This is a genomic window from Domibacillus aminovorans (assembly GCF_001643235.1).
GTDB classification, from domain to species: Bacteria; Bacillota; Bacilli; order Bacillales; family Domibacillaceae; genus Domibacillus; species Domibacillus aminovorans.
Map to the genome: position 1 here is coordinate 17755 of NZ_LQWY01000043.1, position 10236 is coordinate 27990.

7 protein-coding genes, 1 pseudogene and 1 riboswitch are annotated in these 10236 nt (G+C 37.7%); of the genes and pseudogenes, 1 reads left to right on the top strand and 7 read right to left on the bottom strand.

Annotation, left to right across the window (positions count from 1 at the left end; all coding sequences use genetic code 11):
- Positions 1-8: 8 nt before the first annotated feature.
- The 6 genes and pseudogenes from kdpC to AWH49_RS13995 all read right to left on the bottom strand — a co-directional run bounded on the left by kdpC (position 9) and on the right by AWH49_RS13995 (position 7583).
- Positions 9-563, bottom strand: coding sequence for a potassium-transporting ATPase subunit KdpC (kdpC, locus tag AWH49_RS13980; RefSeq protein ID WP_063966224.1), 555 nt, complete (start codon positions 561-563; stop codon positions 9-11).
- A 31-nt stretch (positions 564-594) separates the two neighbouring features.
- Positions 595-2634 (bottom strand): potassium-transporting ATPase subunit KdpB, encoded by a 2040-nt coding sequence (kdpB, locus tag AWH49_RS13985; RefSeq protein ID WP_063966225.1) that lies wholly within the window; start codon positions 2632-2634, stop codon positions 595-597.
- Between the two features lie 34 nt (positions 2635-2668).
- Positions 2669-4342: a potassium-transporting ATPase subunit KdpA gene (gene kdpA / locus AWH49_RS13990; RefSeq protein ID WP_063966226.1), complete on the bottom strand. Its 1674-nt coding sequence runs from the start codon at positions 4340-4342 to the stop codon at positions 2669-2671.
- Positions 4343-4369: 27 nt separating this feature from the next.
- Entirely contained in the window at positions 4370-4447 is a 78-nt protein-coding gene (locus tag AWH49_RS21335) for a potassium-transporting ATPase subunit F (RefSeq protein WP_157723738.1), read from the bottom strand.
- 597 nt (positions 4448-5044) lie between these two features.
- Positions 5045-5186: riboswitch (cyclic di-AMP (ydaO/yuaA leader) on the bottom strand.
- Between the two features lie 75 nt (positions 5187-5261).
- A pseudogene (locus AWH49_RS19410) lies at positions 5262-5708 on the bottom strand (IS6 family transposase); the annotation flags it as partial.
- Between the two features lie 144 nt (positions 5709-5852).
- Positions 5853-7583, bottom strand: a complete 1731-nt coding sequence (locus AWH49_RS13995) for a methyl-accepting chemotaxis protein (RefSeq protein WP_063966227.1) — start codon at positions 7581-7583, stop codon at positions 5853-5855.
- Between the two features lie 904 nt (positions 7584-8487).
- Between AWH49_RS13995 and AWH49_RS14000 the strand changes: the two genes are divergently transcribed.
- Positions 8488-9216, top strand: a complete 729-nt coding sequence (locus AWH49_RS14000; protein ID WP_063966228.1) for a Fic family protein — start codon at positions 8488-8490, stop codon at positions 9214-9216.
- Between the two features lie 449 nt (positions 9217-9665).
- On the opposite strand, the gene AWH49_RS14005 is transcribed toward AWH49_RS14000, so the two are convergent.
- Positions 9666-10236, bottom strand: a 571-nt coding sequence (locus AWH49_RS14005) for a TIGR03943 family putative permease subunit (protein ID WP_063966229.1), incomplete at its 5' end; no start/stop codon positions are given.

A 10236-nucleotide genomic window follows, 5' to 3' on the forward strand; every position in this document is an offset into this window, starting at 1 on the left:
TAAGGCTATTAGAATTGATCTAGCGCCATATTTAGTTTTAATACATTCACTCTCGGCTCACCGAAAACCCCAAACTGACGACCTTCTGTATGTTTCTCAATTAGCTTTTCTAATTCTTCTTCACTTAATCCACGCTCACTTGCAACGCGAGGAACTTGAATTTCAGCTGCCATTGGTGAGATATGTGGATCAAGTCCTGATCCAGAGTTTGTTAATAAGTCTGCTGGAATGTCTTCTTTATTCACATCTGGATTATTCTTCAAGAATGCTTCCATGTCCTCTTTCGTCCGTTCAATCATATCTTCATTAGAAGGTGCATAGTTTCCTGAACCAGATCCAGCTCCGTTATATTCTATAGAAGAAACACGTCCACTAAAGTAACTTGGATCTGTAAACATTTGACCAATCAACTCTGAACCCACATCATTTCCATCTTCATCTTTTATCATACTACCATCAGCTTTAGCTGGCATAATCACTTGAGAAATTCCTGTCATTGCTAGCGGATAAGCCACTCCACATATAAGAAGTAAAACTAGACTTAATCGTAAATTTTTCAACATTTTATCGTCACCTTTGCTTTAAAATATAATGTTAAACAAGATTCATTAAGACTAACAATAAATCAATCAACTTAATCCCGATAAATGGAACAATGACCCCACCAAGACCGAAAATCAATAAATTACGGTTCAACAGCTTCGTTGAACTCATTGGCACATATTTAACACCTTTCATCGCTAACGGAATGAGCAATGGAATGATGATGGCATTGAAGATTAAAGCAGCTAAAATAGCGCTTTGTGGTGTTGTTAAACTCATAATGTTTAAAGCACTCATTTGTGGAATGGCCACCATAAACATAGCAGGGATAATGGCAAAATATTTTGCCACATCGTTTGCTATACTAAATGTTGTCAAGGCACCCCTTGTCATTAATAGCTGTTTTCCAATGGCAACTACTTCAATAATTTTTGTTGGATCTGAGTCTAAATCGACCATGTTTGCGGCTTCTTTCGCAGCAATTGTTCCACTGTTCATCGCAAGACCTACATCGGCTTGAGCAAGCGCTGGAGCATCGTTCGTTCCGTCACCTGTCATCGCAACAAGCTTTCCTTCCGCCTGTTCCTTTTTAATTACGGCAATTTTGTCTTCCGGTTTTGCCTCTGCAATAAAATCATCAACTCCTGCTTCACGGGCGATTGTTGCAGCTGTTAGAGGGTTATCCCCTGTACACATTACCGTTTTAATCCCCATTTTTCTTAATTCATCAAAACGCTCTTTCATACCTGGCTTTACTGTATCTTTTAAATAGATAAGTCCTAATATTCGGTTATTTTCAGCAACAGCAAGTGGCGTTCCACCTTCCATTGCAATCATTTTCGTTTTTTCTTCTAAATCAGAAGGAATACTACCACCTTGTTGTTTTACATATTCTTTAACTGCATCAACTGCACCTTTGCGTACTTGACGTCCATCTGAAAAATCAGTACCACTCATTCTTGTTTCTGCTTTAAATTCAACTCCTGCTGATCCATTTACATCTATTTCAGTCTCGGAAACACCTATTTTTTTTGCCAGTTCAATCACTGATCGTCCTTCAGGTGTTTCGTCGTGTAAAGATGAATGCAATGCCGCTTTTGTTAATTCACCGTGATTTACTTTTTCAACAGTAATAAAGGATGCTGCCATCCGGTTACCATGTGTAATTGTACCTGTTTTATCAAGAATAATCGTATTGATATCACCAGAAGCCTCAACTGCTTTCCCTGACATTGCAATAACGTTGAACTGTGTAACACGGTCCATTCCGGCAATACCTATTGCAGAGAGAAGTCCACCAATTGTTGTTGGAATTAAACAAACAAGTAAAGCAATCAATGTTGCAACAGGAATTGCTACACCTACATAGCTTGATATCGGCACTAATGTTGTACAAACAATCAAGAATATTAATGTTAAACTGACAAGTAATATATTCAGTGCAATCTCATTCGGTGTTTTTTGTCGCTTTGCACCTTCAACAAGATTAATCATACGATCTAAGAATGATTCACCCGGATCAGTCGTGATACGAACTTTAATGCTGTCACTTATTACCCTTGTTCCACCTGTTACTGAGCTAAAGTCACCGCCAGATTCCTTTATGACCGGAGCAGATTCTCCGGTAATGGCTGATTCATCAACTGAAGCAACACCTTTAATGATTTCTCCGTCACTAGCGATCAATTCTCCTGCTTCTACTATGATCATGTCACCTTTTCGTAGTTCAGTTGAGCTGACCATTTTGAAGCTTCCATCTTTTTGAAGCAGTCTTGCTTTTGTGTCTTGCTTTGTTTTCTTCAAGCTATCCGCTTGTGCTTTTCCTCTTCCTTCAGCTAAGCTTTCCGCGAAGTTGGCAAATAATATCGTAATTAGCAAGATCATGCTTACCATCCCGTTATATATTGGCTCAGATTCTCCTCCGAAGATGGTAGGGAAAAACGTCAAGATTAATGTCACGATAAATCCGATCTCAACAACAAACATCACTGGATTCTTTACCATGATCCGTGGATCAAGCTTTTTGAATGAATCAATAAATGCTCGTTTGACGATTGTCTCGCTAATCGTAGCTTTACGCGTTGTATTCATAACAATACTCCTTTATCCTTCTATTTTCGTTTCATTATCGTATCGTTAAATATTCAGCAATCGGTCCTAATGCAATAACCGGGAAGAACGTTAATGCACCAACGATTAAAACTGTTGCAACTATTAGGACTAAGAACGTACTATTATCTGTTTTGAACGTTCCAATTGTTTCTGGAACTGGTTTTTTAGCTAATAATGATCCCGCTACAGCAATCATTGCAATCATTGAGAAGTAACGTCCGAACAACATGACTAACCCTGTTGAGATATTCCAAAATGGAGTGTTATCTCCTAATCCCTCAAACCCAGATCCATTGTTTGCAGCTGATGAAGTAAATTCATAGACCACTTGAGAAATACCATGGAACCCTACATTAGAAATAGCTGACGAGCCCATTTCTGTCGCTAATGCAATGGCTGATGGAACAAGAACAATGAACGGATGAATTAAAATCGTAATCGCAATTAACTTCATTTCTTTTGCTTCGATCTTTCGCCCTAAAAATTCTGGTGTGCGTCCAACCATTAATCCTGCTATAAAGACAGCCAATATGGCATACATTAAAATGTTAATGAAACCTACGCCATCTCCACCGAATACATTGTTTAACATCATTAAAACGAGTGGCACTAATCCTCCAAGAGGCGTTAATGTGTCGTGCATATTATTAACAGATCCAGTTGTAGCTGCTGTTGTAACTGTTGTGAATAAGGCACTTTGTGCAATACCAAACCTTACTTCTTTCCCTTCCATACTTCCTTCATCTTGGGATAGACCGATACTCGCTAGCGCTGGGTTCCCATTTGCTTCACTAAAATAAGCTGTTGCTAAAAAGGCTAAGAACATTAGCCCCATTGCACTAAATAAAATCCAACCTTGCTTGCGATTACGTGTCATGTGCCCAAAAGCAAACGGAAGAGAAGCAGGTATTAAAAACATCGAAAGAATTTCTAATACGTTTGAAAATGGCGTTGGGTTTTCAAATGGATGAGCTGAGTTAACTCCGAAGAAGCCCCCGCCATTTGTTCCTAGATGCTTAATAGATTCAAGTGCTGCAACAGGTCCACGTGCAATTTGCTGTTCTGCCCCTTCTACAGTAGTTGCAGTTATGGTCGGTTCCATTGTTTGTGGAACCCCTTGCCCTACTAATACGAGCCCCACAACAATTGAAAGTGGGATTAAAATACGAGTATGCGCACGAACTAAATCAACATAAAAGTTTCCAATGCTTTTTTGCCCTGTTAATCCACGTAAAAACGCAATACATAAGGCAAGCCCTGTTGCAGGCGTTGTAAACATTAAAAAGATAATCACTGTCATTTGAGAAAAGTACGATAATCCAGATTCTCCGCTGTAATGCTGCAAGTTTGTATTTGTTAAGAAACTCGATACTGTATTAAATGATAACAGTGGATCCATTGCAGCAATTTCACTAGGATTTGCTGGAAGGATACCTTGGAAACGAACAATTAAATAGCCAATACCAAACATCGCAATATTACTTATTAACAGTGCTTTTGCGTACTGTTTCCAGGTCATGTTTGACTGAGTAATACCAGATATTTTATAAATGATTTTTTCCGTTCCACCGAACACTCTGTCAAGCCTAGTCTCCTCGAGAGAAAATACATGAGCGATATATTTCCCCATTGGTATGGCAAGTAAGTTAAGTAGAACCAAAACCAATGCTATTTGTAAAAAATCCATTTCTATTCCTCCATATGTTCCAAAAATTTAATATCTTTCAGGATGAATTAAGGCATCAATCAAATAAATAGTTAGTCCTCCGACAAGGATTAATAAGAAAATCATCACTTTCCGCCCCCTTGATCTTCAATTACTTTGTCGCAAAATTCGATAAATTCAAAAAACAAAGCAAATGAGATGATAATAAGTCCAATCGATATGAAGTCCATACAATTCTTCCTTTCTTGAACATTAATTTAATACGTTTTGACCAGCGATCGAAACCACCTATGTGTACAGATCTTCTTTGCTAACGATTAATGTCTTCTCCTAGTTAACTCCCCCAAAATAAAGGATTTCTAACGAAAGGATTATTTGAACCTTTGCAACTTCGCAGCGTTCTACTGAAATTGCCAAAGAACAAAAAATAGACCAATGCTTACTTCTTCCCCAAAGTTAATTCAAAGACAAAATCTCAATACCAACACAAAAAGGAGTGATAAAGATAGTCTTTATGAATATAACGTTCTGGAGAAAAAGTACTCATTGGTCTACTTAACGCCCAGCAAGCAATATGCTCTCTTTGCGTTCTGTCTCCCTGTTTACTTTTCCATGAATATAGGCTTCTAAAAAACGAAAAGACCTACATCAAGTTCCAAGCTTCCTTCCTTGTTCCGAAAAAAATCGCAACAAAAAAAGACGCCTAGAATAAGGTGGTCTTATGACCTCCTTCGCTTTAGCCGACGAAGTTAGCTGACGGGTAGGATGGCGAAAGAGTTTCTCATCCCTTCTAAAAAAAATAGAATTAACCCCAAAAAATTGGTTCCTCCGTTCCTGATTTCTCAGGACTAAGCCGATATACAATTGGTTGATGAAGGTAATTCTACTCCGCATTTTTTTAGGTGTAAATGTGATAAAAGGACTATTTTTCACTGATTTACATAATTTTCTCTTTTCTCAATTCTTCAATTGCTATAGGGTAAGCTGGATTCTTATCGACTGTCACGACACGAGGCTCAGAATTATGAAAAGCTGCAAGGCTTTCTTGAAGAACCGCTTTGCAGCCTTTTTGTCTCTAGTTATGCATAAAAAATCAATCGTGTTTCCTTGGGAATCCACTGCACGATACAGGTACTGCCATTCCCCATTTACTTTGATATAGATCTCATCGACTCTCCATGAGTCATTCGTTTGCTTGAGATGACGACGGATTCTCTTATCCAATTGAGGACCCAACGCATAATGGTGGTATGTGCAATAGATAGATCCCGTTCTTCCATTCCACAAGTTTCCTAAAACTGAGGTTGTACCGCAGATACCATCTTACCGTTAATAAAATGATTTCAGACTGGTAGTGCTTCCACTTAAATAAATGTTCATTCGTCATACTGATCACGCACCTTTTTGAAATTAGTAGTATCAGTATGTCCAAATTTCATAGATTTTTTGCACCAGAACCTTCTAAAGCATGTGCAATTTCATTCTGTTTTAATTGTTGAGCAGTTCCAATTGTATGGCTTATATCTATGGCTTAGAGTGATTTCTCTAATTGAATTAATAAGGCGATCACCTCACTAGAGGCCTCCTCAAGCTTTCTAAAAGATTCGTATGCTTTTTCGATATACCCTTGTTCATATTCCCTCATGGCCTCTTTCGCATAATGATGGACAGCTTGATGAGGTTCTTCAAGCTGTTGAAAAGGTAGTTGTTTTTTTACTTGATCAGACAGTGTTCCATAATACCATTCTCCTAGGCGGCATTCTTTATGCGATGTTATTTGTTCCGACTGCACTTTTTCGATTCCAAGTAAGACATTATATACTTTCCATTTCCAAAGAAGATGATCTGTTTTGGCCACTTTAATAACGTCTTTAGCGGTCAGTTTAATATTCGTCACAAAGAAGGATTTTCGGTATTCATCCATTTCCTTGCTTAAATCAAAAATAATTTCAGCGGTTTGTCTAGCCATTTCCTGCGAATGTGTACCCAAATCAAAAATGGCCGTGCTCCGTTCTGCTATTTCCATGACCGCTGAAGTTTGTTCTTCTGTCATCGCTGCAATTTGAGAAGTGGATTGGCTGATGTCGTGCATAGTCGAAACAATTTTTTCTAATGCTTTATCAGCTTGGGTGGCTCCCGTCACACTATGCTCCACTAATTTACCCGTATTTCCCATTTGGTCCGTGACGAGTTGGGACACTTTTTGTAAATTTTCCATATTTTTTGTAATTTGCATCGTCTGTTCTTTCGTATGTTCAGCAAGTTTTTGAACTTCAGCTGCTACAACTGCAAAGCCTTTGCCGTGTTCTCCGGCCCTTGCTGCTTCAATGCTTGCATTTAAAGCAAGTAAATTCGTCTGATCTGTAATATCACGAATCACATCTACCACTTTATGTGTCTGTTCAATTTCTTCATTAAGCTGATTCACTTGTATCACGACTTGTTTATATACAAGTCCCACTTGTTCAATATCTCCAAGAGCTTCATTGATCACCTGTTTACTTTGTTCAGCTGAATATACCGCTTCATCGGTTCTTTCTGCTACTTTAACAGAATGAGCGGCTACCTCCATAATCGAAGCACTCACTTCTTCCGTGGCAGACGTGACACTGTGGCTTTCCTCGATCATCTCATTCATTCCAACAATCAGTTGTTTTGTTGTTTCCAAGCCCGTCATAGAGTCAAGCATACCGGATACATCAAATAAAAAGGATTTAATCGTCTCTTCCATGTATACTTCCACAATGAGTTGCTGATCAAAAGCAGCGAGTTTTTGAACAGCCAGCACCGTTTCCATCATCCGATCTGGTTTGTGACGCATTTTTTCCATTAAAATAGATGTCATGATTTGAATTAATACATGATGGGCTGAAATAAAATGTTCAGCCGTTAAATGAATCCGGCTATGCACGCTACCAATGATTATTCTTGTCCTAATATAATCCCGGTTCACATCAGCCTGAAGAAATTGATCAATATATTGTTCCATTGTTTTTCTTAATCGATCAACTGTCGAATGGTTCATAATAATTCCTTTAAGATGGTTAACGGACATAATCTGTTCATAAAAAAGATTCACCATCTCTGCTTTATGAAGTTGAAGAATGGTAGATGATTCTCTTACATGTCTAAGTGTTTCCTGATTGATTCCTGTGAAGACCAGTCTTTTTTCTACTCGTTCTCCTATATCTGATATATCTGTCGATTGAGCATACTTTATATATTCGCTCCAAGCCTTTGTTTTTTTTCTAAATATATTCATCGTTATCCCCCTTTATTTTTTAATCTTTTCTGAATCATAACATAGTAATAGAGCAGCAATAAAAAACAAAGCGATAAAACTATTCACTGTCACGTTCACTTTTTATGTAGTTTTTTAATTCTGTTAACAATTGCTGATGCGAATATATTTTGGAATCAAATGTCACTCCATATATATCCGTTGTAGTGTTCTTTTTTCCAAATTAACTCTCCATCTGTCCGGTTAATAACAGAGCAAATGCTCCGAAGACACTAACAATCAAAAAAATTGACATTAGTAATTTCCATCTTATCGGTACGTACATAAAAGTCTTAATTCCTATTACATTTTATCTGAATATTAGGATTTATTTTACAATAAAAAGTAGATTCTGTATATTAAATATCGTAAATATTTCGAAACCAATACTAATACTAACCTCCCCTTATCATGACTGGATGTCGGCTTTTGTCATACTCCTGTCCACTTGAAAAGGAGGTGGTCATAGGGAAAAGCAAAAGGAAGGTGTCTCTATTTTAAGATACCCTCTTTTTGACTTTCTTTCATTATTTCGTAAAGCTGCCATTCAAAAAAATGAACCGACTCAAGCCTTTTCTCGTCAATTAGCTTATGGAGGAACTTGAAAAATAGTTGAAATAGTGCACTTTCCCACCTATACGGACCAATACTGATGAGCTGCTAAAAGCACTTGATCTGAATGCGTATAATCGCTGGGGAATCGTACGCAAAATGATGGCTGCGTTACAAAGAGGAGGAGCACTTGCGTCACCGGGATGTTTTTTTGTGTAAAGAGCAGTATTATCCCCACTTAAAATTAAAAATACAGCTATAATGGAAGAAACTCTGAATAAAATTTATATGGATTGACTAAAAATTACGATAGCTTCTTAGAGAGGTGATAAAAATGCTTGAACAAATTAATCAAAAGAAGGCACTGCTAGATGAAAAACGACCTTTACCTAAATACACGTTAAAAAGTTTGCGAGAGAAATTATTGCTTGAGTGGACATATAACTCAAATGCCATTGAAGGCAATACGTTAACGATTAATGAAACGAAAGTCGTTTTAGAAGGGATTACCGTAGGCGGAAAAACGATGCGTGAGCATTTAGAGGTTATCAACCATAGAGATGCCATTACTTATGTAGAGGAAATTGTTCATAAAGAAGAACCTTTATCTGAATGGCAAATTAAGAATTTACATCGCCTCGTTTTAAAGGGCATTGATGATGAATATGCAGGTATTTACCGAGATCAACAAGTATTTATCTCAGGTGCTAGTCACGTTCCGCCAGCCCCTTATTTAATTAAAGAACAGATGGAGCAGCTAATGAAGTGGTACGACACAGAAGCGAAAGAACTACACCCTGTAGAACGAGGAGCAATGTTGCATGCAATCTTCGTTGGAATCCACCCATTCATTGATGGAAACGGGCGTACATCCAGACTTTTACTGAACCTAGAACTAATGAAAGACGGCTTTCCGGCAGTGGTCATTAAAGTGAAGAATCGTCTACCTTATTATGATGCTCTTGATAAAGCACATACATCAAAGGATTATACGAATTTCATTCAGTTGGTTGCAGCAGAAGTAGAAGATTCGCTCGATTTATATTTGAGTTCGGTAAATTAATTGATAGGATGAATAAAATGGCAACTTGTTAAGGTATATGGCAAAGTTGTGATTATTAAAGATTTAAAAAGATGATCCTATAAGTACAATATGGATAGTAAGTTGAATTGGATTTAAAGACAAAAAAAAGCAGCTTTAAAGCTGCTTCTAAGGTGTTTTTTATTTTGTTTCGCTCTATGGTTCAGGGCCTTTTTTGTAGCCTTTTTAATGAAACAAGCAACAGTTATTGATTTTCTTCGGAATTTATTCCTGCTTGAGTGAGAATTGTATATTCAGTGTCTCTACCTTCGATTTTAAAGAACTTTATTTGTTTTTAAAGGATTTTATTGTCCGTACACACTTTCACCAATTATCTTTCGTCTTGATGACCAGCTAAATGCTTTTTTTCAACCGTCGTGACTCCTTTGACACGGGTGAGGACCATGTCTTAGACAATAGGTAGCAAAAGTCTAGGACACCCGATAGGTATAAGGATCTTCAGGCTCTTCAATCGTATTCCACTCCTCTACTAAGAGAAACGGAATTGTTGCTTTGAAAGGCTGATAATAAACGGAGGATAATTTCCCTTTGACATGAATCCATTCGTCATCCTGAAGATCCATTTCTTCAGGAAATTCTACTAACATGCCAAAGGCTCCTGAATCTGCTACGCAATGAATAACACCAAAGCGCAGTACAAAGAGTTGGTGATCATTCACCGATTCTCCTTTAAACGAAAAACCATCAAACTCAATCGTTTTGTTCATAAATTCACCGGGGAAATTATAAATGGTTTCCATTCCTTTTAAGTAGTTATCATCCTTTAAAACAACGCTCTTTTTAGAGGTGAATTCCTTCAGCTCTTCTTCCATCAATTCATCGTATCCTTCTTTTCCATAATACACACTTGTATCAGGCCGTAAATATTGAGTCTGGGCATATTGATCGGATGCCTCAACCTCTTCAATTGCTTGGAAAGAAAACCCCTTCGATTTCACAAGAGTTGAATCAAGCGTTGCAATTGGTAAAAAAAGGCCTGTC